At 55.0% G+C, this 24,129-nt stretch carries 21 protein-coding genes and 1 tRNA gene; 14 read left to right on the forward strand and 8 right to left on the reverse strand.

Annotation, left to right across the window (positions count from 1 at the left end; translation table 11 throughout):
• Window positions 1-68: 68 nt before the first annotated feature.
• A complete protein-coding gene (locus AC1Z3F_RS01295) occupies window positions 69-1,031 on the reverse strand; it encodes an AAA family ATPase (protein WP_262198201.1) in 963 nt (320 codons plus the stop codon).
• Window positions 1,032-1,239: 208 nt separating this feature from the next.
• On the opposite strand from AC1Z3F_RS01295, the gene AC1Z3F_RS01300 reads away from it, so the two are divergent.
• From AC1Z3F_RS01300 to AC1Z3F_RS01320, 5 genes are all read left to right on the forward strand, one after another.
• A complete protein-coding gene (locus AC1Z3F_RS01300; RefSeq protein ID WP_483566384.1) occupies window positions 1,240-2,196 on the forward strand; it encodes a TatD family hydrolase in 957 nt (318 codons plus the stop codon).
• 257 nt (window positions 2,197-2,453) lie between these two features.
• The gene (locus AC1Z3F_RS01305; protein WP_315973716.1) at window positions 2,454-3,743 is read left to right on the forward strand and encodes a resuscitation-promoting factor; all 1,290 of its coding nucleotides are present in this window, start codon (window positions 2,454-2,456) and stop codon (window positions 3,741-3,743) included.
• A gap of 99 nt (window positions 3,744-3,842) precedes the next feature.
• Window positions 3,843-4,727 carry a 16S rRNA (adenine(1518)-N(6)/adenine(1519)-N(6))-dimethyltransferase RsmA gene (gene rsmA / locus AC1Z3F_RS01310; protein WP_262198200.1) on the forward strand — a complete coding sequence of 295 codons (885 nt, stop codon included), beginning with the start codon at window positions 3,843-3,845 and terminating at the stop codon, window positions 4,725-4,727.
• 2 nt (window positions 4,728-4,729) lie between these two features.
• Window positions 4,730-5,662 carry a 4-(cytidine 5'-diphospho)-2-C-methyl-D-erythritol kinase gene (locus AC1Z3F_RS01315; protein ID WP_131090152.1) on the forward strand — a complete coding sequence of 311 codons (933 nt, stop codon included), beginning with the start codon at window positions 4,730-4,732 and terminating at the stop codon, window positions 5,660-5,662.
• A 149-nt stretch (window positions 5,663-5,811) separates the two neighbouring features.
• Window positions 5,812-7,182, forward strand: coding sequence for an NAD(P)/FAD-dependent oxidoreductase (locus tag AC1Z3F_RS01320; RefSeq protein WP_483566385.1), 1,371 nt, complete (start codon window positions 5,812-5,814; stop codon window positions 7,180-7,182).
• A 27-nt stretch (window positions 7,183-7,209) separates the two neighbouring features.
• Here AC1Z3F_RS01320 and AC1Z3F_RS01325 read toward each other — a convergent pair whose 3' ends face one another.
• Together AC1Z3F_RS01325 and AC1Z3F_RS01330 are read right to left on the reverse strand one after the other, a co-directional pair.
• Entirely contained in the window at window positions 7,210-7,488 is a 279-nt protein-coding gene (locus AC1Z3F_RS01325) for a putative quinol monooxygenase (RefSeq protein ID WP_131090150.1), read from the reverse strand.
• A gap of 119 nt (window positions 7,489-7,607) precedes the next feature.
• Window positions 7,608-9,401 (reverse strand): ABC-F family ATP-binding cassette domain-containing protein, encoded by a 1,794-nt coding sequence (locus AC1Z3F_RS01330; RefSeq protein ID WP_483566927.1) that lies wholly within the window; start codon window positions 9,399-9,401, stop codon window positions 7,608-7,610.
• Between the two features lie 163 nt (window positions 9,402-9,564).
• On the opposite strand from AC1Z3F_RS01330, the gene AC1Z3F_RS01335 reads away from it, so the two are divergent.
• From AC1Z3F_RS01335 to sufU, 8 genes are all read left to right on the forward strand, one after another.
• Window positions 9,565-9,639, forward strand: a tRNA-Gln gene (locus tag AC1Z3F_RS01335).
• A gap of 132 nt (window positions 9,640-9,771) precedes the next feature.
• Window positions 9,772-11,223, forward strand: coding sequence for a bifunctional UDP-N-acetylglucosamine diphosphorylase/glucosamine-1-phosphate N-acetyltransferase GlmU (gene glmU / locus AC1Z3F_RS01340; protein ID WP_483566386.1), 1,452 nt, complete (start codon window positions 9,772-9,774; stop codon window positions 11,221-11,223).
• Between the two features lie 72 nt (window positions 11,224-11,295).
• On the forward strand, window positions 11,296-12,276 hold the full coding sequence (locus AC1Z3F_RS01345) for a ribose-phosphate diphosphokinase (RefSeq protein ID WP_131090147.1): 981 nt from the start codon (window positions 11,296-11,298) through the stop codon (window positions 12,274-12,276).
• A gap of 470 nt (window positions 12,277-12,746) precedes the next feature.
• Window positions 12,747-13,052, forward strand: a complete 306-nt coding sequence (locus AC1Z3F_RS01350; RefSeq protein ID WP_483566387.1) for a hypothetical protein — start codon at window positions 12,747-12,749, stop codon at window positions 13,050-13,052.
• 589 nt (window positions 13,053-13,641) lie between these two features.
• Entirely contained in the window at window positions 13,642-13,926 is a 285-nt protein-coding gene (locus AC1Z3F_RS01355) for a 50S ribosomal protein L25 (RefSeq protein WP_131090145.1), read from the forward strand.
• A gap of 30 nt (window positions 13,927-13,956) precedes the next feature.
• Window positions 13,957-14,538: an aminoacyl-tRNA hydrolase gene (gene pth, locus AC1Z3F_RS01360; protein WP_483566388.1), complete on the forward strand. Its 582-nt coding sequence runs from the start codon at window positions 13,957-13,959 to the stop codon at window positions 14,536-14,538.
• Window positions 14,539-14,797: 259 nt separating this feature from the next.
• Window positions 14,798-16,090, forward strand: a complete 1,293-nt coding sequence (locus tag AC1Z3F_RS01365; RefSeq protein ID WP_131090372.1) for a SufS family cysteine desulfurase — start codon at window positions 14,798-14,800, stop codon at window positions 16,088-16,090.
• Complete coding sequence (gene sufU, locus AC1Z3F_RS01370; RefSeq protein WP_131090143.1) at window positions 16,091-16,543, forward strand: Fe-S cluster assembly sulfur transfer protein SufU; 453 nt, start codon at window positions 16,091-16,093, stop codon at window positions 16,541-16,543.
• 87 nt (window positions 16,544-16,630) lie between these two features.
• Here the strand turns inward: sufU and nhaA are convergent, their stop codons facing one another.
• Both nhaA and AC1Z3F_RS01380 read right to left on the reverse strand, forming a co-directional pair.
• Window positions 16,631-17,983 (reverse strand): Na+/H+ antiporter NhaA, encoded by a 1,353-nt coding sequence (gene nhaA, locus AC1Z3F_RS01375; RefSeq protein ID WP_483566389.1) that lies wholly within the window; start codon window positions 17,981-17,983, stop codon window positions 16,631-16,633.
• A gap of 168 nt (window positions 17,984-18,151) precedes the next feature.
• Window positions 18,152-18,646, reverse strand: coding sequence for a DUF2505 domain-containing protein (locus AC1Z3F_RS01380; RefSeq protein WP_262198198.1), 495 nt, complete (start codon window positions 18,644-18,646; stop codon window positions 18,152-18,154).
• Window positions 18,647-18,891: 245 nt separating this feature from the next.
• Between AC1Z3F_RS01380 and mfd the strand changes: the two genes are divergently transcribed.
• Window positions 18,892-22,503 (forward strand): transcription-repair coupling factor, encoded by a 3,612-nt coding sequence (gene mfd / locus AC1Z3F_RS01385; RefSeq protein WP_483566390.1) that lies wholly within the window; start codon window positions 18,892-18,894, stop codon window positions 22,501-22,503.
• A 23-nt stretch (window positions 22,504-22,526) separates the two neighbouring features.
• Here the strand turns inward: mfd and AC1Z3F_RS01390 are convergent, their stop codons facing one another.
• The 3 genes from AC1Z3F_RS01390 to deoC form a co-directional block, all read right to left on the reverse strand.
• Window positions 22,527-23,021 (reverse strand): tetratricopeptide repeat protein, encoded by a 495-nt coding sequence (locus AC1Z3F_RS01390; RefSeq protein ID WP_483566392.1) that lies wholly within the window; start codon window positions 23,019-23,021, stop codon window positions 22,527-22,529.
• A 91-nt stretch (window positions 23,022-23,112) separates the two neighbouring features.
• Window positions 23,113-23,370, reverse strand: coding sequence for a hypothetical protein (locus AC1Z3F_RS01395; protein ID WP_131090138.1), 258 nt, complete (start codon window positions 23,368-23,370; stop codon window positions 23,113-23,115).
• 35 nt (window positions 23,371-23,405) lie between these two features.
• The gene (deoC, locus tag AC1Z3F_RS01400; protein WP_483566393.1) at window positions 23,406-24,092 is read right to left on the reverse strand and encodes a deoxyribose-phosphate aldolase; all 687 of its coding nucleotides are present in this window, start codon (window positions 24,090-24,092) and stop codon (window positions 23,406-23,408) included.
• Between the last annotated feature and the right edge of the window lie 37 nt (window positions 24,093-24,129).

Here is a 24,129-nt window from a genome sequence, read left to right on the forward strand (position 1 = left end):
TTTCCGAGCGTACCCACGAAAGAGTATCGCTTGAGTCATAGCGGGGGATCTTGCCCATGGGGTGCCAGCTAGCTAACCGGGGTATTGGACAGCAGGTCTTGAATAATGTTTGACACTTCTGCACCTTCAGCGACAGCTCGTCTGGTCAAAATCAATCGGTGGTTCAAGACCATGTGTGCCACACTGCGAATGTCTTCTGGCAAGACATGGTCCCGGGCGTTGATGGCCGCATGCGCTTTGGCCGCACGGACCCACTGAAGAAGGGCACGCGGTGAGGCGCCTAGCTCTATTTGCGGATGGTTACGCGTCGCGCGACCAAGATCCACCACGTAGGTCCCCAGCCGTTCGGTCACGGTGACCGAATTGACCTGTTCGATCATTTGCTGCAAATCGACGAGCTGAAGTACTGACTCCAATGACTCAATCGGTTCATGCTGATGGTGGCCAGCGATCATTGAGATCTCGGCTTCTCGTTCTGGGTACCCAAGTGAAATTCGTGCCATGAAACGGTCACGCTGTGCTTCAGGAAGAGCGAAAGTACCTTCTGAATCCAATGGATTCTGTGTGGCAACAACCATGAAAGGATGCTCAAGAGTATGAGTGATAGAGTCCACCGTCACCTGAGCTTCTTCCATACATTCAAGAAGCGCCGATTGTGTTTTAGCATTGGCACGATTGATCTCGTCAGCAATGACAATGTTGGCGAATACCGGCCCAGGATGAAAAGTGAACTCGTGTGTTTGTGGTGAATACACCGAAACGCCAGTAACGTCGCTTGGCAGAAGATCAGGGGTGAACTGGATGCGATGAACCGTGCCGTTGACGCTCTTTGCCAAGGACTTCGCCAGCATGGTTTTGCCGACGCCCGGGACATCTTCGAGTAATAGATGGCCCTGTGCCAACAAAACGATGAGCGCGTTAGTGATGACCTCTGGTTTACCGGTGATCACCGTTTGCACAGCACCAGATATCCGTTCGCAGTTTGTACGGAATGTTGAATCCAACGACGGCATCGTGGGGTTGGCACTCATTCAAGTTCCTCCTGCGCAGTGGTTCAGTTGCGAGACACTTCGCATCCTGAGGTATTCAGCAAACTCTTAGTGACTATCATATGGGCATGTTTTATCCGTATAAATAGGCTAACTGGCTCAATGACAAAAAATAAATGTGGCTCATTTGCGAGTTGATGACAGACTAAAATTGATAGTGGTCTGTAGTAACAAAGTGCAAAGGAAAATCGTGTCAAAGAAGTTGGATACCGACATCACCCGAATCCCTGAGGCCTACCGACCCACGTTGGGAGAGCTGCCGGCTGGTCACGAGGGCCGGGCTCGTAAGAGCGAAAGTGAAAAGGGTGGCAGTAAACGGAACCTGCAGTATCCCGAAACGCCCGAAGCCTTGCCGATAGCCGTGGTAGATAACCATACGCATTTGGATTTCTTAGACGGCACCGTCAAAGTCTCACCCGCTGATGCACTGGCCGCAGCCGAATCTGTAGGCGTTCAAGGACTGATCCAAGTCGGTTGCGACGTAGAGTCATCGGAATTTGCCGTGCAACTTGCCAACGAATACCCGAATGTTCTGGCAGCAGTCGCCATCCATCCCAATGATGCTGCACGACTTGCCGAACGCGACGAGCTGACAAGTGCACTGGCGAGAATTAAAGAGCTGGCTGCAGACCCACGGGTACGTGCGCTGGGGGAGACCGGCCTGGACTACTTCCGTACCGGTGAGGAGGGACGAGGCGCTCAAGAGCAATCCTTCCGTGAACACCTTCGGATTGCAGTCGAGCTGGGCAAAGCTGTGCAGATTCATGACCGTGACGCGCACGAAGATGTGGTGCGAATTCTCAAGAGTTCCAAACTCCCTGAGAAAGTGGTCTTTCACTGCTTCTCCGGAGACAAAGACTTGGCGCAGATCTGTAACGACAATGGCTGGTACATGTCATTCTCTGGAACGGTGACTTTTAAGAATTCGTTTGGTCTTCGAGAAGCGCTGCAGATTGCTGACCCAAAGTTGCTGCTGGTTGAAACTGACGCACCATTTTTGACACCGCATCCATTCCGCGGACGCCCCAACGCAAGCTACATGATTCCGTACACCACCCGGTTCATGGCGCAGTCATTGGGTATGGATCTTGAAGAACTCTGTGCACAGATTAATGCAAATACCGGTGAAGTGTACGGAGGATTCTAGACCCGCTTGCGTGCGTCTGGTTACAGAACTGTTGCAATGAATGTAACGATTCGGTTACGGTAGATGTGATGTTCGAGATAATTCCTGTCAACTAAAGTGGCGGCGTTGAGTCGAGGCAGCCTGAAACTCGCTTGTTTATCAAGCGAGAAAATGGCCAAGAATTTGATTACTAACTAAGCAGCGGGTGCTGCTGGGCTCAACTGAAAGCTGAATTACCTTCAGCTCCTGAGCCATTAAACGATGGGGATCTCACTACCGTGACTCACTTGCTCAAGAAAACCTGGGTTAAATACCTGGCTCAGGCGCTCGCCGTGGCTGTGGTTATCGCCGGTGCCGTGTTCTACGTTGCCAGTCAAAAATCCGTAGTCATCTCCGTTGACGGAGAGCAAGAAGAAGTCTCCACTCGTGCAGCAACTGTCAGCGAACTGCTGAATCAGCAAGAAATCACCTTGGCGGAACGCGACGAAATTTCTGCCGCGCCAGAATCCGGACTGTCGGACAACCAGCAGATCGATATCAAGCGCAACAAGTCCGTTGAAGTAACTATCGACGGAACCGAGCGAGTCGTTCACACCACTGGCATGACCGTGGCAGACGTCGTTAACCAACTGAACCTTGATAAGGGCTCAGAAGTTTCCCTCGATGAAGACATGCAGCTCACCGCAGTGAGCGACGAACTTGAAGTGATCACTCCTAAAGACGTAAAGCTGATTGTTAACGACAAAAAGAAGACTGTCGCAAGCACCGCGTCAACCATCAAAGAACTGCTCGCCGAGCAGAAAATCAAGGTTGACGACAACGACGAAATCAACGTCAAGGTTGACGATAAGAAGGACAAAAACGTCAAGGACAGCGTAGCTATCGAAGCTGGCGCTGAAGTTGAGGTTATCGACGTCTCCGTAAAGACTTGGGACGAAACCCGCGACATCGACTTTGATACCAAGGAAGTTAAAGACGACTCCTTGGAAAAGGGTGAAACCGAAGTAGAGACCACCGGCGAAAAGGGCGAGCGCGAGCTGACCCTTCGTCAGGAAACCCGAAACGGCAAAAAGGGTGAGGAAGAAGTTCTCAAGTCCAAGGTCTCCAAGGAACCTGTGGTTGAGGTAGTCAGCGTCGGCACTAAGGACTCTGCCAAGGAAGCTCAGGAAGCCAAGGAAAAGGCCGACAAGGAAGCCGAAGCGAAGGCTGAGGAAGAAGAATCTTCAGCTAAGAAGAGCGAAGCTAAGGAAGAGAAATCTTCCAATAGCAGCGAAGAAAAGGAAGAATCCGCTCCGAAGCCTTCCACCAACACCAGCAACATTTCCTCCACCTGGAAGGCTCTGGCCAAGTGTGAGTCCGGTGGTAACTGGGCGATCAACTCCGGAAACGGTTACTACGGTGGCCTGCAGTTCTCTGCTTCTTCATGGAGGGCAGTCGGCGGTACCAAGTACGCACCACTTCCACACCAGGCTTCGCCTCAAGAACAGATCGCAGCAGCTGAAAAGCTTCGTGCATCGGGCGGCTGGGGGCACTGGCCAGCATGCTCGTCCAAGCTGGGCCTGCGCTAAAAATTAACAAGCCTAACGACGCGACGCGTTCACCATCACGGTGGACGCGTCGCGTTGTTATGTTTGGATCTATCTGACTGAACTAGAATTGGACTTGTGATGTCTAAGGAATCTTTGCCGCTGCTTGGGGCCACCGAAATCCGTCGTCTGGCCGAAGAGCTAGGAATCCGCCCTACCAAGACCTTGGGGCAGAACTTTGTGATTGATGGAAACACCATCCGTCGCATCGTTGCCGCCGCCAACGTTGACCCAGCCGAGACCGTGCTGGAAGTCGGCCCGGGGCTCGGTTCGCTGACCCTTGGCATCATGGATGCTGCAGCCAAAGTTGTCGCGGTGGAAATTGACCCTCCACTAGCCAAGCGCCTGCCACAGACCATGGCTGAGTTCCGTCCAGGGCGTGAAGATGACCTGACGGTGATCCTCAGTGATGCCATGAAGGTCACCGAACTGCCGCATAACCCCACTGCATTGGTGGCCAACCTGCCCTACAACGTTGCGGTACCGGTAGTCCTGCACTTACTGGAGCACTTCCCAAGCATCCGTCATGGACTGGTGATGGTTCAGGACGAAGTTGCTGACCGCATGAGCGCAACTCCGGGCAACAAGATTTACGGCATCCCATCGGTCAAGGGTGCCTGGTATGGCACCATGCGCAAGGCTGGCGTTATTGGCATGAACGTCTTCTGGCCAGCTCCGAAGATCCACTCTGGTCTAGTCTCGTTCACCCGGGACAAGGACCGCAGTGATGCGCCGGATCGCAAGGAAGTTTTTGCCATCATCGACGCCGCTTTTGCCCAGCGCCGCAAGACACTACGCGCAGCTCTGTCCGGTTGGGCAGGCTCCGGTATTCGTGCCGAAAAGATTTTGGTGTTGGCCGGTATCGATCCAAAGGAACGCGGCGAAAAGCTGGATGTCGAGAAGTACATCGATATCGCTCGAGCCGCACAGCAGGTTCCTGCCGACGAACCAGCCAGCGAGGGTTAATCGTGGCCAAGCAACGAGTCATCGCCACTGCGCCGGGAAAGATCAACTGCTATTTCCGTGTTGGTCCGCCTCGCGAAGACGGCTATCACGAAGTGGCAAGCCTGTACGTAGCAGTGTCACTGACCGAGCAAATTGAAGCCAGCGTACGCACCGATGGTGAGCTTCTGCTGAGCTTGGAACCAGATTCGCCGGTAGTCCACGACCCAGAAAACTTCCCCTTGGGTGAAGGCAACCTCGTGTACCAAGCTGCTTCGCTACTGCGTGAGCACACCGGAACCACTCTGGGTGCAAACCTCCACATCACCAAGCGGGTACCCATCGCAGGCGGAATGGGTGGGGGATCAGCGGACGCTGCCGCCACCCTGGTGGCCTGCAACGAATTATGGCAGACACACCTAGACCGCGAGGAACTAGGACGATTAGGTGCACGGCTTGGCGCTGACGTACCTTTTGCCTTGATGGGTGGCGCAGCCATCGGTTTGGGCATTGGAGACAAGTTGGCTCCATTGCTTACCCGCGCCAAAACTCAGTGGGTACTCATCCCCGCCAGCTACGGTCTGTCCACGCCTCGGGTCTACGGCATGTTAGATCGTTTGCGCGCAGGTATGGAAATTGACGTACCTCAGGAAATTGATCCTGCAGTCATTGAAGCGTTGATGGCCTCTGACGCACCGGCTCTTGCCGAAGTTCTGGCCAACGACCTGACCCAAGCGTCCCTAGCCCTAGCACCAGAATTGGGCACCATGCGTGATCTGGCCGAAGGCGCCGGTGCGCTACGCGCGATGGTTTCCGGCTCAGGGCCAACCCTTGCTCTACTGGTGCGCGATCACGAGCATGCTCAGGAAGTCATCGCGCAGTTGGGCGATGAGGTAGGAGTAGCCACGATCCCGGTTACCGCCCCAGCTGCCGGAGCATATGTCACGCTCAGTGAGTAGCTGACCTTACTTTGTAGATCCTTGTAGCTTCGTGTAACCGCAAAGTTAACTTCCACCCATGCCTCTTGTCGTGCAATAAAACTGGTCATAGGCTGATTTCCAAGCGATGAATGAAAGTGGTTCATTTACGGAGTTCGGGGGAGTGGACCATGCTCAATGGACAGGTTTCGCATTGGTGGCAACAAATTGGTGCTCAGGAGCCTCGCCCCAACCTGCGCGGGCACGGCACTTTTGACGTCGCCATTGTTGGCGGTGGTTTTACCGGATTGTGGACGGCCTATTACCTAGCCAAGTCGGCTCCTGAACTGAATATCGCGATCTTTGAAGCTAGACATTTTGGCTACGGCGCTTCAGGACGTAACGGCGGTTGGCTGACAAATACCATCACCGCTGGCCGTGAACGCTACCTGAAAACACATCCGGTTCAGGCCATCAATGATTTCCAATTAGCCATGAATGACTCCGTTGAAGAGGTCATCAAGGTCTGCGAAACGGAAAATATCGATGCTGATATCTTGCGCGGTGGAGAATTTGAAGTCGCTTACACCCCTGCCCAAGAACATCGGCTACGCGCTCAAGCAGAAGCTGATCAGGGCTGGGAGCACACAGATGTTCGATTGCTAGAGGCCGCCGAAGCACAATGCAAGATCAGTGTTGCCGGAACACGAGCAGCCCTATGGCACCCACATGCTGCAAGAATTCAACCAGCAAAGCTTGTCCGAGGTCTGGCCCAAGCGGTGGAACGTCTCGGCGTGAAAATTTACGAAGATACTCCGGTGCGCTCTATTCGTCCCCGTCAGGTTGATATCGAAGGCGGGACGGTTAGCGCGGAATACATTGTGCGTGCCACCGAAGGATTCACCGCGCAACTTACCGGTCACAAGCGGCTGTGGTTGCCCATGAACTCGTCGATGATTGTGACCGAGTCACTGCCGTCTTCTGTTTGGGATGAGTTGAATTGGAGCCAGGGAGAAGTGTTAGGCGACTTTGCCCATGTCTACATGTATGCCCAGCGCACCGCCGATAATCGAATCGCTATCGGTGGGCGTGGAGTGCCCTACAAATATGGTTCGCGCACCGACACCGATGGGCAAACCCCGCAAAGCACCATCGATGGATTGCAGGATGTTCTGCACAGGATGTTCCCACAAACTCATCACGCAAAAATTGATCATGCCTGGTCTGGCGTTTTAGGTGTTCCTCGGGACTGGGCTGCCACGGTGGGGTTGGACCCCATGACCGGCATAGGTTGGGCCGGCGGATACGTGGGCACGGGAGTAGCCACAACCAATCTTTCTGGTCGCACGTTGCGAGATTTGATCCTTGGGGAACAAACGGCACTGACAGAACTGCCGTGGGTCAACCATGCTGTACGCAAATGGGAACCTGAACCCCTACGCTGGCTGGCCACCAAGGGACTTTATGCTGCCTACGGCGCAGCGGATCGAAGCGAGCTGCGTGGAAGGGAAACGTCTTCGCCACTAGCCCTGCTTGCCGACAAGATCACCGGCAAACCCTAACCGCAGGGCCGCACATGTGATGTCGGGTTACAGACCCTCAATACGATAGTCGCGCTGGATCCCTGTAGTCCCTTGACCCCATGCACTGGAAGCCATGCGCTGCTGGTGCGCGTGGAAAGCTGAGGGACTGACGAATCGCTCAGCGACCTCCCACACCAGCGGGTCTTCGGTGGGTTGCACTTCAAATGAAATACAACCTTGCTCGGCCCGAGTCAGTTGGATATGGCTCGGCAATAAAGCACGTACGGTATCCGTTTCAGAAGGATTGCGGCAGATAAGGCGCCCGGTCAGGCTAACAATTTCCATATTTAGAGTCTGTCATATTCGCTGTGCAGCGCTGGCAGCAGTGGCTGAATACGGCGTTGGCCCGGAATCTCAAAAAGATTCCGGGCCGACGAATGGTTGTCGCTCGCAGCTAGCGGGGACTACTCAAACAGTTCAGTCAGTTCCAGCCAGCGCTCTTCCAGCTCATCAATTTGAGCTTGGTATTCATCGATTTCCGCGGTGAATTTGCCCAGACCTGCATAGTCGCTTTGGTCATGACCAGCCATTTTGGTATGCACCTTGGCGATTTTTTCGTTCAGCTGTGAAACCTTGCGCTCGTTCGCGTTCAGTTCCTTTTGAGCCGCACGTAATTCGGCGCCGGAGGGACCTGCTGGCTTGGCAGCCGAGGAGTCACTCTGAGACTGCGATGGGTTGGAACCACCAGTAGAGCCTTCAGCGGCGCGAAGCTTTAGGTACTCATCTACGCCACCTGGCACATGACGGAATTTTCCACCCAAAATGGCGTACTGCTGGTCAGTGACTCGTTCAAGTAAGTAACGGTCGTGGGAGACCACGATCAGGGTGCCTGGCCAAGAATCCAAGAGATCTTCTAGAGCCGCCAACATGTCGGTATCAACATCGTTAGTCGGCTCATCGAGGATCATTACGTTGGGCTCATCCATCAGGATCATCAGCAACTGCAGGCGACGACGTTGCCCACCAGAAAGCTCAGCGACCTTGGTGGATAGGTGTGCCGAAGAGAAACCAAGGCGCTCCAGCAGCTGTGCCGGAGTCAGGTCCTTGCCGTCCACATTAAAGGTCGTGCGGTAGCGGGCCAGGATTTCGCGGACCTTGTCCTGTCCGATCTGATCCAGCTCGCGGAACTGCTGATCCAGTACAGCCAGCTTCACGGTTTGCCCCCGCTTGATCTTGCCACCGGTAGGTTCGACGGTGCCAGCGATCAGACCCAGCAACGTAGACTTGCCCGCTCCGTTGGCGCCAAGCAAGCCGCTGCGCTCGCCCGGACCGATTCGCCAGGTAAAGGGTTTGAGGACTTGTTTGGAACCGAAGGAAACCTCGGTATCCAACAGATCAATGACGTCTTTGCCCAGACGGCTGGTGGCCATCTTTTGCAGTTCCAGCGGGTTACGCGCCGGTGGCACATCAGCAATCAGCTGGTTGGCGGCTTCGATACGGAACTTTGGCTTGGACGTACGGGCTGGGGCGCCACGACGTAGCCAAGCGAGTTCCTTTTTCATCATGTTCTGGCGCTTGTTTTCGGTGACCGCGGCGATGCGGTCGCGTTCTACGCGCTGCAGTACGTAGGCGGCGTAGCCACCTTCAAAAGGTTCCACGATCTGGTTGTGTACTTCCCACGTGGTGGTGCACACTTCGTCAAGGAACCAACGGTCGTGGGTGACAACCATCAGGCCGCCGGAGTTTTTGGACCAGCGGTTGTTAACGTGCTCAGCCAACCAGGAGATGCCTTCAACATCAAGGTGGTTAGTAGGCTCATCGAGGATGACAACGTCCCAGTCTTGAACCAATAGAGCAGCTAGGGCAACACGGCGGCGCTGGCCGCCGGAGAGCGTGCCGACCTTTGCCTCCCAGTCCAAGTCGGCTACGAGACCGGCAATGACGTCACGAATACGAGCTTCGCCAGCCCACTGGTGATCATCCATCTCGCCGACCACACTGAAGTGCACGGTAGCCTCAGGATCTAGGGTGTCAGACTGATCCAACACGCCAACCCGCAGGCCGTTGCGTGAGGTGACACGTCCGGAATTGGGTTCGATTTTGCCCGAAAGCATACCGAGCAGCGAGGACTTGCCTTCGCCGTTGCGTCCCACCAAGCCGATACGGTCTCCATCGGAAAAACCGATGGTGATCGATTCGAAGACAGTATGGGTGGGATATTCGAGATGTAGGGCTTCGCCCCCGAGTAAATGAGCCACGATTTCTATTTTACGTTCCGGGTGCAAATCGAAGTCTGAGCGCGGTGCCAGGTGCCACTTCGTGTACTCGTATTTAGCCATGGCGTTTTGCGATTTCACTCACGGGGCCGAACATGGCAGAATAATTAGCGTGCTTGTGGGGGATGACCCACATAAGCCGTTTTCCGCCCTGGTGTAATGGCAACACTCCAGCCTTTGGAGCTGTGTATTCTAGGTTCGAATCCTAGGGGCGGAACCAAAGAAAAAGCGTCACGCATGTGGCGCTTTTATTCTTTAACCAGTTCAGCCAATCTGGCTATGCACGTTAGACTTGTCTAAGGGTTATTCTTCTCTGCCCGAAACCTTGAATCTAATATGCAGGAGAACGCACTTGAGCGATCAGGTCAATGCACCAGTAGCTGTCATCGTCCTCGCCGCCGGCGCTGGTACCCGGATGAAGTCCGCCAAGCCGAAGATCATGCACGAAATCGCAGGTCGATCCATGATTGGGCACGCACTTCACGCAGCTTCTGCATTGGAACCAAAAAATCTTGTGGCCGTGGTTCGCCACCAGCGAGACCTGGTAGCTGAGCACATCCTCAGCCAGTTCCCTTCGATCACCATCGCTGATCAGGATGAAATTCCGGGCACCGGACGCGCAGTTGCACAGGGCCTTGAAGCCGTGGACCCATCCCTTGAAGGCACCGTCGTGGTGACTTACGGTGATGTGCCATTGCTCACCAGCGAAGTACTGCAGGATCTTGTGGCTACCCACGAGACCAACCGCAACTCGGTGACCGTGCTGACCACCTCGTTGGAAGACCCCAACGGATATGGTCGTATTCTGCGCGACGAGAACGGCGAAGTTGCTGGAATCCGCGAGCAGAAGGATGCTTCGGCAGATGAACTGCTGATCAAGGAAATCAACTCCGGAATCTACGCATTTGATGCACAGATGCTGCGTTCGGCACTGACCGAGGTCACTACCGACAACGCGCAGGGCGAGATGTACCTGACCGACGTTTTGGCTATCGCTCGCGGTCGTGGCGGCCGTGTTGCTTCCTCGCAGATCGCTGACCGTTGGCAGATTGAGGGCGCTAACGACCGCGTCCAGGTCTCCAACTTGGCTCGTATTTACAACCAGCGCAAAACCGAATTCTGGATGCGTCAGGGTGTAACCATCGTTGATCCAGCCACCACGTGGATTGATGCAGACGTGATCATCGGTCAGGACACCACTCTGAAGCCAGGCACTCAGCTGCACGGCGAAACGATTATTGGCGATAACGCCATCGTCGGCCCAGACACCACATTGACCAACGTGGTGGTTGGCCAGCGTGCCACCGTCAAGCGCACCGACGCCACCGACTCGCGCATCGCTGCAGGCGCCTCGGTTGGTCCCTTCGCTTACCTTCGCCCAGGTACCGATTTGGGTGTCGATGGCAAGATTGGCGCTTTCTACGAAACCAAGAACGTCACGATCGGTCGTGGCTCCAAGCTCTCGCATCTCGGCTACGCCGGCGATGCTGAAATCGGTGAATTCACCAATATCGGGTGTGGCAATATCACCGCGAACTACGATGGCGAAAAGAAGCACCGGACCAAGATTGGTTCGCACGTGCGCACCAGCTCTAACACCGTATTTGTTGCCCCAGTGGAAATTGGGGACGGCGCATACACCGGAGCTGGCGCCATCGTCCGCAAAAACGTCCCCGCCGGTGCCTTGGCACTGTCTGTGGCCCCGCAGCGTAACTCTGAGGGGTGGACGCTTGAAAAGCGCCCAGGTACCCCTTCGGCAGACGCCGCATTCAAGTCCTCTCTGAATTCCTCGGGCACCGAGTAATCCGGTCACGGACTTTATTTCCTCGACAACAACCTCATACGTGATAGCGAAGCGAGCGAGAAAGCATACCCAATGAGTGAAATCAGCCATAACGTCGACAAAAAGCTGGTGCTGGCCAGCGGTCGTGCACACCCGGAACTAGCCGCCGAGGTCGCCAAGGAACTTGGCACCGAACTTCTGCCGCTGAACGCCTATGACTTCGCCAACGGCGAGATCTACGTGCGCTCGGACGAGTCGGTCCGCGGTAAGGACGTCTTCCTGCTGCAGTCCTACCCAGCGCCAACAAACAACTGGCTGATGGAACAGCTGATCATGATTGACTCGATGAAGCGCGCTTCGGCTCGTCGTATCACCGTGGTAGCTCCGTTCTACCCTTACGCACGACAGGACAAGAAGGGCCGTGGCCGCGAGCCTATCTCGGCTCGTCTGGTTGCCGACCTATTCAAGACTGCCGGCGCAGACCGTATCATCTCTTGCGACCTGCACACCGCGCAGATTCAGGGCTTCTTCGACGGCCCGGTTGACCACCTCTTTGGTTTCCCAATGCTGGCGGACTACATCAAGACCAAAATTGATGTTAACGAAGCCACCGTGGTTTCCCCAGACACCGGACGTGTTCGCGTAGCAGAGCAGTGGGCTGACCGTTTGGGCGGCGTTCCTCTGGCCTTCGTACACAAGTCCCGCGACTTGACCGTGCCTAACCAGGCAGAGTCCAAGACCGTTGTGGGTCAGGTTGAGGGCCGCACCGCGATCCTGATTGACGACATGATTGATACCGGTGGAACCATCGCAGGTGCTGTGCGCGTGCTGAAGGAAGCCGGCGCCAAGGACGTCATCATCGCAGCTACCCACGCTGTCTTCTCGGATCCTGCTGCTCAGCGTTTGGCTGATTGTGGTGCACGCGAAGTTGTTGTCACCAACACCCTGCCAATCCCTGAAGACAAGCGTTTTGAGAACCTGACGGTGCTGTCCATTGCACCGACTATCGCTCGCGCGATCTCGGAAGTATTCCACGACGGTTCGGTCACGAACCTGTTTGACGGCCGCGCTTAGTAGCCCTCGTTTCGCATAGCTTCTGGCCGGTCCCTTTTGGGGCCGGCCAGAAGCGGTTAAGCCGAGTTGCTGAGAAGCTCAGGTAAAGGGCTTGAGCCTCTCCTACACTATGCAGAATCAACGTCCTCTAGTGCAGTTGAAACTGATCGAGATAGTAGCCGGACGGCTGTGTCTAGACAAAATCAAAACGGTCTTGGTTGGTGAAACCATGACTGGGCAGATCCGGACTGACAGATGGCGCAGGCATTGGCCAGCTGAACGACGTCTGGTCCGGATTCGTAATTGGCATGGGAAAGGCATGCCCACCGACTTCATCCATTAGAAGATTTGAGTCAACCTCAAGATCAGCCTAGAGGCTCAGCCCGTAATTTGATCGCTGATGAGTGCGACAGTATCCGTCAGTATTTGGGTGACTTAACCTGTCGGTGACGCACAGTAGGGTCACGAGTGAGGGTACTAAGGAGAAAAGCATGGGTACGTGGATCACAAGTATCAGAAAACTCGACGGCGACTACATCGGCGGCAAAGAAGACTATTGGCTCGGGAAAGCAATCTATGACTTATGGGACGAGCGCTCTTTACACAAAGTAGAGGATGGGAAAACGACCTATCAGTATCGTCTGTCCTGCAAGGTTCAACCTGTCTTGGATCGAATGAAGACGGAACTGGACAAATCATCCGTTCCACCGTCCATTGAACTCTATTCAGGGATTGTTGAGCGGCTTTCAGCACTTGATCCGGACTCAGAACTGTACATAGAACTTTTTGACTGGTGACTCATTCCCTTTTGGGAAAGGTAGTAATTTGTAGATGCTCTGCTGCCATCCCAGCCTCAGTGAAAACACTCCGGATCATTGGTTAGTCAGGGGCAAGACACCACGCCGAGACTAGTCGGCAGACAGTCCCTATGATCCTCTTTTGGAGACTGTCAAAATAGATAATGGGGAGAGAGGCATCGATGCGAGTTGCCCGGTCGATGGCTTTTTCCATGGAACGGGTGACTCTGAATGGAGGCAACGACTTGACCTTCGCCTACTCTGATCTCTGCCTTTGGATGACAGTGAGGACCTTCGCTGTGAGCCGCGAAGGCATTCTTCGTGGAATCTAACTAAGCAGCGGGGGAGCGTTATTACCGAATTGTTATCGTTTCGACAACTAAGCTGATTTAGTGGCGTTCGCTACAGGTTTTCTTCCTTGGAAGCGGAACTGGTAGAATTATTGACTGTGCCCAGGCGAGGGAATCACCAGAAATGGTGGGACCGTTATCGACAAGGCCGGAAAAGCTCTAGATCTCTTAGATGTTAGTTGCTTCCCGAGTCCACGCAAGGGCCTTAACGAAGCATCTATTTCCTAAGGAGAATCATCATGGCATCTGTAAACCTTGACGCCGTAGTACGCACCGATTTCGGTAAGGGCGCTGCCCGCCAGGCTCGTCGCGACGGCCAGATCCCAGCAGTAATCTACGGTGCAGGCTCGGAGCCACAGCACGTATTGCTGCCAATCCACGAAACCACCCTTGCTGTTCGTGACCGTAGCGTTGAGCTCGTTCTGAACGTTGAAGGCAAGACCGTAAAGACCAGCATCAAGGACATCCAGATCCACGCGCTTAACCGCACCGTTGATCACCTGGACCTCTTGATCGCTGCCTAATTCCAGCGAACTAGGTTTTAGCTAAGCATCATGAGTGATGGCACTTGGCTCGTATCCGGACTCGGGAATCCCGGGTCCGGCTACGCTGGCAATAGACACAATATTGGGCAAATGGTGCTCGATGAACTGGCCAACCGTGTGGGATCGAAATTCAAAACTCACTCCTCCCGGTCGCAAATCGTTGAAGGCCGCATGGGTGTCGGCGGTCCGCGCATCGTGCTGGCCAAGCCGACGGTATTTATGAATCTCTCCGGAGGGCCGGTGGCCAACGCCGCTAAGTTCTTTGGAATCGACGTTGATCACCTGATCGTCGTTCACGATGAGATCGATATTCCTTTTGACACCGTCAAACTCAAACGTGGCGGGGGAGAAGGTGGACATAACGGTCTGCGCGATATCTCCAAAGCAATGGGTTCCAAAGACTATCTGCGCGTTCGCGCAGGAGTTGGTCGTCCACCAGGACGCATGGACACGGCTAAATGGGTCCTGCAAGATTTCTCGAAGACGGAAAAGCAAGATCTTCCGTTTTTGATTGATAACTGCGCAGACGCTGTTGAGCTACTAATGAGCTCGGGTCTCGAAGCAGCCCAAACAAAATTCCATACCAGCTAATCTGTATCACGTTGCCTTGCATTGTGCTCACACTTAGTTTTCGAGGATCGCGGGATGGCTCAGCCAACTCACCGCGGTCCTCGATCCGTTAAATAGGTCCCCTTTGAGGTGTTACTTACTAAGGCCAAACTTAGATGTACTTCTTGAGCCGGAGTGGAATAATTACCCAATGTACACCTTGCCTAATCCTTCAACGGTTTCTGACAACCGGCGAAACATGGCATCCCATGACAATTATTCGGAGGACCACGTGCAGACGATGACCGGTCAGCCAGAAGCCAATGTATCGCTCAGCGCCGTCGAGGTTCAGCGAATCAAGGCAGACTTTGAAATTCTGGAGCATCAAGTCAACAGCACCGACGTCGTGTACTTAGACTCTGGTGCAACCAGCCAAAAGCCACGTTGCGTGTATGAAGCGGAGCAGCACTACTACGAAAACGCTAACGCGGCCGTACACCGTGGCGCTCACACGCTAGCCGTTGAGGCCACCGAAATCTATGAAGAGGCGCGCGAGACCGTCGCGAAATTCATCGGCGCACGCACCAATGAACTGGTGTGGACCTCCAACGCAACAGAAGCACTGAACTTAATCAGCTACTCAATCTCCAATGCCTCATTGGGCCGCGGAGGAGAAGCCGCGGCACGCTTCCGCATTGGTCCTGGCGATGAAATTCTCACCACCGAAATTGAGCACCACGCCAACCTGATTCCGTGGCAGGAACTTGCGTTCCGCACTGGTGCTACCTTGCGTTACGTTCCTGTCAGCGAAGACGGATCATTGCGTTATGACTTGATCGATGAGTTGGTGACCGAGAAGACCAAGCTTGTAGCCTTCACCCACGTCTCCAACGTCTTGGGAACTATCACCGATACTCAGCGTTTTGTCGATGCTGCCCGCAAGGTTGGTGCACTGACTGTTCTTGATGGTTGCCAGTCAGTACCGCACCTTCCGGTAGACGTGAAGGCCCTTGACGTGGATTTCATGGCTTTCTCAGGACATAAGATGCTCGGGCCAACCGGCATCGGGGCGCTCTATGGTCGTGAAGAACTACTGAACGCCATGCCTCCGTTCCTCACCGGCGGATCAATGATCACCGTGGTTGATATGGAGCACGCAGAATTTCTTCCGGCTCCGCAGCGCTTTGAAGCCGGGACCCAGCGCATTGCCCAGACCCATGGTTTGGCTACCGCGGTAAGTTACCTGCAAGAAATTGGCATGGACCGCATCGCTCAGTGGGAAGAACACCTGGGTACTTTGCTCTTTGAAGGATTATCCAAGATTGAAGGCGTGCGCGTCTTTGGACCAAGCGACGTCCGTCGAATCGGTACCGTGCCATTTGAGGTCGTAGGAGTGCACCCACACGACGTAGGGCAATACCTAGACTCGCGTGGCATTGCCGTACGAGTAGGACATCACTGCGCACAACCACTGCACCGAGCCCTGGGCGTCACTGCGACCACTCGTGCAAGCACTTATCTGTACAACACGGAAGACGATATCAAGGCTCTACTAGTCGCCTTGAGCTCCGTGCGCGAATACTTTGGAGTCTAAGTGAACGAATTAGATCAGCTATACCAACAGGTCATCCTGGATCACTCCAAGCGACGCTTCGGCTCGCCACTGGTGGAGACCACCGAAGGGCTTCTGCACGGTGAATCACACCAGCACAACCCCATTTGTGGTGACCAGATCCGCGTGCGCGTGGAATTGAACGATGAAGACCATTTTGAAGCCATGAGCTGGGAAGGCGATGGCTGTTCTATCTCCATGGCCTCGGCCTCAGTACTCAGCGAGATGCTCCCGGAGATGACCAAGGAAGAGTTCTTGGACAAGCTGGAGATCTTCCGCGAGATGATGCGCTCCAAGGGAACCTTTGAACCAGATGAAGAGGTCCTAGAGGACGCTGCCGCCTTCGTGGGCGTCTCCAAGTTCCCTGCTCGCGTCAAGTGCGCGATGCTCGCCTGGGTCGCTGCTGAAGCGGCCATGTTTGGCGCTAATAAGTAGCCAGCACGCAAAGAACTGTGGCGCTTGCTCTCCATCTCGGAGGGCAAGCGCCACAGTCGTTTAACTACTAGCTACGAATTCTGCACGCTAGTTATTTTCGCCATCTTGCTGATACACATCAGGCACACCATCAGCATTAGCGTCCCGAGTCTCACGCTCATTGATCACCTTGTAGCGACGATTGCGCGGGACAAGCCACAGGGCGCCGAGGATAGCTGCGATAAACGAACCGCTGAGGATGGCAACCTTCGCATGCTCATAGTGAGCAGATTCCAGACCAAAGGACAGCTCGGAAACCAGCAGCGAGACGGTGAAGCCAATTCCTGCCAACAGAGTTACCCCGAGCAAGTCACCCCACTGAGCATCCTTGTCCAAGGAAGCCTTGGTGAATTTGGTCAGCAACCAGGTTGATCCCATGATGCCAATCGGCTTGCCCAACACAAGACCCAGAACAATGCCCCAGAAGACAGGGTCAGTAAATACGTTGCCACTGGCTGGATCGGATGAAACTACGCTCACGCCGGCCGCAAAGAACGCAAAAATTGGGATGCAGATACCGGATGACAACGGGCGGAAGCGATGCTCAAACTGTTCAGCAAGCCCGATTCCTTCGCGACCGTCCGTGCGCTTGACTGGGACACAGAAGCCCAAGACTACGCCCGCGATGGTGGCGTGAATGCCGGAGCCAAAGACGAAGATCCAGGTGATGATGCCCAATGGCAACAAGATCACCCAGGCAGCCCAAGCGCGCTTGGCAAAGAACTTGCCCAAGTAGCGTGCCAAGAGAGTGAAAAGAATGATCGGGATCAGCGATAGCCCAAGATAGCCGAGCTTAAGTTCATCAGTGAAAACAAAGGCAATGATGACGATGGCGATTAGGTCATCCACCACTGCCAAGGTGAGCAGGAAGATTCTTAGTGCGGCTGGAAGTGCCGAACCGATGACGGCCAGCACGGCGACAGCAAAGGCAATGTCAGTGGCTGTTGGAATGGCCCAACCGCGTAGTAGTTCTTGGCCACCGCCAGAGCCCGAAGCAATGGCCACAAAGATGAGCGCCGGTACGAGGACACCGCCGAATGCTGCAGCCACAGGGACAGCTGCAGTCTTCACGTTACGCAGGTCACCGATGACAAATTCTTTTTTCAGTTCCAAACCGGTGAGGAAGAAGAACACCGCAAGCAGCGCGTCCGCAGCCCAGTGGCCGATGGAGAGATTTAGATCTACACCTAACAGCGTTGGGCCAAAGTGGAAATCACGCAGTGCAAAGTAGGACTCGCGTAGGGGAGTGTTGGCCCAGATTAGTGCCAGCAACGCTCCGGCGATAAGCACCATGCCACCGACGGTTTCTTTGCGCAGGATATCTCCGATGCGCACGGACTCTTTGTAGCTTGGGCGGGAAAACAGGCTCTTGTCGGAACCCGAAGACGGAGTTTGGTTCATGCGTTAACTCGCTTACTTCGTTAAATGAATATTTCTCGCCGACCAGACTTCCCGGCACACCTTATTCCAGCCTATCGCGATCGATGATCAAGAGCACAAATCCCCGGATGTATTGCGAAATTCGCAGATCCGGGGAATGCGCTCAGAGCGATCTTTTGAGTCGTTGGCCTACTTGGAGAGCCAAGCGTTAACCTGTTCTGCCTGCAAGTTCAGGGCCTTGCCAATGTAGGGTTCGGCGGCGGAAGCAAGCTTGCCGCCGATGAATGGAATCGAGGAAGAGACTTTGGCATCAACGGCTAGCTGCGAGGTTTCGCCTTGTCCGGTGAGCTGCTCGGTGCCAGTGACAGTCACCGGAACGCCGCCGATGGTGATTCGCACTGTTGCAGAACGGCTTCCGCCGGCATCCGGTGCGGTCCACTGTTCTACCTGAGTGATTTCAATGGAGGCTCCAACAAACTTGCGAGCGAAGTCAGGAACCCGGTCAGTAGGCACGGAACGGACTGTCGTTAGCGTAAAGGCCCCTGCGACATCGCCATCTACGGTGAATTCGTTCAGGGTGCCGTTGGCGACCTTGGTCAGATGCTCGGCGAAGCCGCGATCGCTTAAAGTAGCGATGACCTGCTGTGCAGGATGGCCGATCTGAGTACTTGCGTTCAATGCCATGAAAGCTAATCCCAATCTGGAAATTTGGCTGGGCGGGCAACAAAAAGTGCACGCCCGGGGACGGACAGTATTAACACTATCCGCTGGGATGTATTAGGTAGGCTAGGACTGCACCTAAAACAACATATTGGCGTTGAGTCGACCGCGGAATATCATTTGCGGTCGGTGTTCGTGGTGTCGAATTGGTTCAGGAATACAACTGAGCACACGGCTTCAAGCGCCTGCACGAGAGGATACGAACCCCCATGAGCCTGAGCGGACTTCATGACTTCCTGCGCGAGGAACCATCCTTCCGTCGCATCCACCAAAGTGCAGCGAACAGCTTTTCGACGCGGAGTGAAGAGCTGGAGATCGCGGCCCCGCAAGGCATGCGTGCGATCCTCGCCGCCCAGATTTCTCAGGCGCTGAGCGAGAGCAAACATTCTGGAGTGACCCTGATTGTCACTGCCACCGGTCGTGAAGCCGAAGAAGTATCAAGCTCGCTAAACGCCTTCCTTCCGGTGGAGCAGATTGCTGAATTCCCATCGTGGGAGACCTTGCCGCATGAACGCCTTTCGCCTCGAAGCGACACGGTGGGACGTCGCCTCGAAGTACTGCGCCGGCTACACAACCGGGACGAAAATCTCAACGTGGTGATCGCACCCATCCGAGCAGTGCTGCAACCACTCGTTGCTGGCCTAGGTGAACTGCGCCCGGTGACCTTGGAACTAGACGCCGAGGCTGGTTTTGATCAGGTCATCAAGGATCTCGCATCAGCTGCCTATGCTCGGGTGGACATGGTCACGCACCGAGGCGAGTTTGCCGTACGTGGTGGCATCATCGATGTCTTCCCACCAACGTTGGACCATCCGGTCCGTATCGATTTTTTCGGTGACCAAATTGATTCGATGCGTTTCTTCGCCATCGCCGATCAGCGCTCCACCGATGACCAGGGCCCACAAAAGATTATTGCCACGCCGTGCCGAGAAATGTTGATCACACCACAGGTCATGAGCCGGGCTGCCAACCTGAAAAACCATTTCCCAGCCGCTGAAGAAATGCTCACCAAAATTGCTGGTGGCATCGCCGTGGAGGGTATGGAATCTCTGGCACCCCTTCTGGTGGACCACATGGTTCCGTTGCTTTCCCTCCTGCCGGAATCCTCGATTGCACTGGTCATGGAACCAGAACGAGTGCGCGCCCGTGCACAGGATCTGAATGCCACTAACGCGGAGTTCCTTGCGGCCGCGTGGGCTTCGGCCTCAGATGGCGCCACAGCCCCACTGGATTTGAACACCGCCAGCTCGGAGCGCAAGCTCGCTAGCGGCGATTTTGCCTCGCTTTCCGAAACCCTTGAGCACGCCAAGGCCGCGAAGGTGTCCTGGTGGGCGCTGACCGCCATGGGCGCGGATGAAGAGCTGGAAGTCGGCGCGTCAACCATTCGCATCCCTGCGCGGGAACCACACGGCTATCAAGGCGACATTGAGGCGATGATGGAATTCATCGCTTCACGAGTTAAAGATCAGTGGCGTTTTGTTGTGGCCACCGACGGACCTGGTCCAGCGCAACGGCTATCTGAGCTGTTCGCTGAATTCAGCATTCCAGCCCACCGAGTTGAAACCCTTGACCAGGCGCCAACCGCGGGACTTATCGAAATCACCCAAGCGACCGCTGGGCGTGGATTTGTCTTTGAAAAGCTCAAGCTTGGGCTACTCACCGAAGCCGACCTTTTGGGTCGTTCAAGCGCGTACCCAAATCGTAAGGGACGCAAGCTCACCGCAAAGCGCAAGCGCAATGCCGTAGATCCACTCAGCCTGCAGGCGGGGGACTTCATCGTCCATGAGCAGCACGGCATCGGTAAATTTGTTGAATTGATGGCTCGCAAAGTTGCAGGTTCAGGCAAAGACGCCAAACGAGAATACTTGGTCGTTGAATACGCCTCCTCCAAACGTGGCGCACCGGGGGACCGACTATTCGTTCCCACAGACCAGCTGCACATGGTTACCCGATATGTCGGCGGCGAAGCACCCACCCTGTCCAAGATGGGTGGCTCAGACTGGGCCAGCACCAAGTCCAAAGCGCGCAAAGCGGTCAAGGAGATCGCTGGCGATTTGATCAAGCTGTATTCGGCACGCATGGCCAGCCGTGGGCACGCCTTCGGCCAAGACACTCCTTGGCAACATGAACTCGAAGAGGCCTTTGCCTTCATCGAAACTCCTGACCAGCTAACCGCAATCAATGAGGTTAAGTCGGATATGGAAAAGGAAATCCCGATGGATCGGTTGATTTCTGGTGACGTGGGCTTCGGCAAAACCGAAATCGCTGTCCGTGCAGCCTTCAAGGCCGTTCAAGACTCAAAGCAGGTTGCGGTACTGGTACCGACCACATTGCTTGCCTCCCAGCATCAGCAGACGTTCACCGAACGCTATTCGGGATTCCCGGTTCGAGTGAAAACACTGTCACGTTTCCAGACGGCCAAGGAATCCAAGGAGATCATGGCCGGACTGCAAGATGGCAGTGTTGATATCGTCATCGGTACCCACCGTTTGCTCTCCAAAAACGTTCAGTTCAAAAATCTTGGCCTTGTCATCATCGATGAGGAACAGCGTTTTGGTGTTGAGCACAAGGAAGAACTTAAGAAGCTGCGCACTAACGTGGATGTGCTGGCAATGAGCGCCACGCCAATTCCGCGTACCTTGGAAATGTCGCTCACCGGAATCCGTGAGACCTCCACTTTGGCCACGCCACCGGAAGAACGTCATCCGGTCTTGACCTACGTTGGCCCGCGAAGCGACAAGCAGATTTCGGCAGCCATCAAGCGTGAACTCATGCGCGATGGGCAGGTCTTCTTTGTCCACAACCGAGTTTCATCCATTGAGCGAGTGGCAGCAGAACTTCGCGAGCTGGCCCCTGAAGCGCGCATTGAAGTGGCGCATGGCAAGATGAGTGAGTCACGACTGGAACGGATCATCCAGGACTTCTGGGAAAAGAAATTTGATGTTCTGGTCTCCACCACCATTATTGAAACCGGCTTGGACATTTCCAACGCCAACACTTTGATTGTGGACCGGGCCAACAACTATGGTCTCTCCCAATTGCACCAGCTTCGTGGACGAGTCGGTCGTGGCCGTGAGCGTGCCTACGCTTACTTCCTGTGGGATGTAGAAAAGCCGTTGGGCGAGATTGCTCTTGAACGCCTCAAAGCGGTAGCAGCGCACAATGAGTTGGGTTCCGGCTACCAACTAGCGATGAAGGACTTGGAGCTGCGTGGAGCTGGCAATCTACTTGGTGGAGAGCAGTCCGGACATATTGCTGGGGTTGGCTTTGATTTGTACCTGCGCCTCGTGGGCGAGGCTGTCGCCGACTACAAGGGTGAGGGTGAAGAAGAAGCCACCGAGATGAAAATCGACCTGCCGGTCAACGCTCACCTACCGCACGACTATGTTCCCGGTGAACGTCTGCGCTTGGAGGCTTACCGCAATATCGCCGCCGCGGAAACCGACGAGGCGTTGACCGAGGTGCGTGAAGAACTGGTGGACCGCTACGGAAAGCTACCGCAACCGGTCGAGAACCTGATGCGGGTAGCAGCACTGCGCATCCGTGCTCGGGCTGTCGGGCTCAATGACATTCAGCAGATTGGCAACAACATCAAGGTGTCACCAGCCAAGATTGAAGACCTACCAGCGTCACGACAAGTCCGACTGGAACGCCTGTACCCAGGGGCAGCAAATAAGCCAGCGCTTAACTCGATCTTCATTCCAAAGCCAAGAACTTCACCTATTGGCGGGCGCGACCTAGTGGACGAAGAAATTTTGGAGTGGGCCGAAAAGCTGCTCTACGCGATCTTCGAACCAACCCCGGCACCGGCTACGAAATAACCGCCGGCCAGACGGAGATGGGCTTAGCTTTGCGCTACGCCCGGGGCGGAAAGGTCCTGGGCGTAGGCGGATAAGGCTCTGGCGTAGAGTTTGCTCGCTGGCGCCAGAGCAGTCACAGCAATTCGCACGGCTTCGGTCTGTCGACCGGCATCCGATAAGGCGAGCGTGAGAAACCCCTGTGCGTCGATGTGTAAGTCGGAGTCGGGGGAAACCTGTTCCAACAGGCTAATTGCTTGGTCAAAATCTCCAAGATTTCGCAATGTGCTCGCTAGTTGGATCCGAGCCTCATCCTGCTTTTGACCCGGTAGACCAGCCTGCAGTGCCTTGCTGTAGGGCTCTACTGCCAGTTGCTCTTCACCGAGAAAATCATGCAGGGAAGCAATTTCAAATAGGACACGTGGATCATTGGGGTCCAAGCCGGATAGCAGTTCATCAAGTTCAGCACGAAGCTGCTCGCCGCTCTTTGCCGCCGAAGCGTTCCAATAATCTTCTACCTGCTGATCCCACGACTTTTCCATAACCCAAGTTTATGGCCGGCTTTTGGATTCACTACAGCTTAAAGAAAAGTTGGGCGATCCCGTAGGACCGCCCAACTATCGAAAGTCTGAATTACTGCTGGTGGGCAGCGCTTGCAGCGATGCGAGCTTCAGCCTTTTCGGAGTGGCTCATCAGGTGCATTGGAATAGCAAAAGCCAAGAACATCAGGGCGAAGCCCAGAAGAGTTGGCAACCACGCATTGTCCAGTTCCCAGAAGCCCAGGGTGTAAATGCCAGCTGAGAACATCACGAAGAAGATCACAAAACTAACAATGTTGCCGACAAGGCGGCCTTCACCTGAATGGGCAGTGTTCTTGCCGTTCGAGTACACTTTTTCTCCTTGAGGAAACAGATCGGTGCGATGTCCTAGTAGCTGGAACCGCTTTGCTCTCCTTCTAGGATAGCAACTCCTGAGCTAGATCCCAGACGGGTTGCTCCAGCGGCGATCATGGCTCGGGCAGTTTCAACGCTTCGCACCCCGCCGGAGGCCTTAACGCCGAGTTCAGCGCCGACGGTCTGGCGCATCAATGCGACATCTTCAACAGTGGCCCCGCCGGTGGAGAAGCCAGTGGAGGTCTTCACGAAGTCAGCACCTGCTGCCTTAGCGGCCTCGCAAGCCAAAACCTTGGCTTCTTCGGTGAGCAGGCAGGTTTCGATGATGACCTTCAAGATCGCGCCACCCTCGTGAGCGGCCTGAGCGATAGCAAAGATCTCGTTGACCAACGCGTCGCGATCTCCGCGCAGTGCAGCAGCAATATCAATGACCATGTCGATCTCGTTGGCACCGTCAGCTACTGCGTGCTTGGTTTCAAAAACCTTGGTGTCGGTGGCCGAAGCACCAAGTGGGAAGCCGATCACCGAGCAGGTCAAGACGTCGGAGCCTTCAAGCTCGCGAGCCACGGTGGAAACCCACAGTGGGTTGACGCATACCGACTTGAATTCATACTTCTTGGCTTCTTCGCAGATCTGCACAATCTGTTCCCGGGAGGCGTTGGGAGCCAACAGGGTGTGATCAATGTAGCCAGCAATGTCGCGGGCGGTAAGTTCAGTCATCTATTCCTCTAACAAATACGGGTTCAAGCCATTCAGC

The sequence above is a fragment of the Glutamicibacter sp. MOO4 genome (genome assembly GCF_056934395.1).